The 987-nt window shown below is 49.3% G+C and carries 1 protein-coding gene; it reads right to left on the reverse strand.

Going from position 1 to position 987, the window contains the following annotated elements; all coding sequences use genetic code 11:
* Positions 1–987, reverse strand: a 987-nt coding sequence (locus A3739_RS04405; protein WP_068500478.1) for a 3-isopropylmalate dehydratase large subunit, incomplete at both ends; no start/stop codon positions are given.

Genomic DNA, 987 nt, shown 5'->3' on the forward strand with positions numbered 1-987 from the left:
ACAACTTCCGCCGCAGCGCGTAAGTCTTCGATGCGCGAGTTCGTGCACGAACCAATAAATACGCGATCTAGCTGAATATCCGTAATGGCTTGATCAGCCTCTAAGCCCATGTATTCAAGCGCACGTGTAATGCCTTCTTTTTCAACGCTATCAGTCGCATTCGCAGGATTTGGCACGTTATGACTAACTGGCAACACCATCTCTGGTGAAGTACCCCACGTCACTTGAGGCTCGATGCTTGGGCCATCAAGCTCTACCACTTTGTCGAAGTGCGCGCCTTCGTCACTATGAAGATCAGCCCATGCTTCAACCGCACGATCCCACATCTCACCTTTTGGCGCGTAAGTACGACCTTTCACATAATCGATAGTCGTTTGATCCACCGCAATCATACCCGCACGAGCACCTGCTTCGATCGCCATATTACACATGGTCATACGACCTTCCATGCTCAAATCACTGATCGCTTCGCCCGCAAATTCAATCGCATAGCCAGTACCACCAGCGGTACCAATTTCGCCGATGATCGCAAGAATAATGTCTTTACCTGTAATACCAGGAGCAACTTTGCCATTCACGCGAACAAGCATGTTTTTCATTTTCTTTTGAACAAGCGTTTGCGTTGCTAGCACGTGCTCAACTTCAGAAGTACCGATACCATGCGCAAGCGCACCAAACGCACCATGCGTAGACGTGTGCGAATCACCACACACAACTGTCATACCCGGCAAGGTTGCACCCTGCTCTGGCCCAACCACGTGCACAATGCCCTGACGCTCATCAAGCATTTTAAATTCGACGATTCCAAACTCATCACAGTTGTTGTCAAGCGTTTGCACCTGAATACGCGAAACAGGATCTTCAATACCCTGCACACCACTGCTACGTTCAGTTGTTGGTACGTTATGATCTGGCGTTGCAAGGTTTGCATCGATACGCCAAGGCTTACGATCTGCAATACGAAGACCTTCAAACGCTTGCGGTGAA

This window comes from Oleiphilus sp. HI0067, assembly GCF_001635735.1.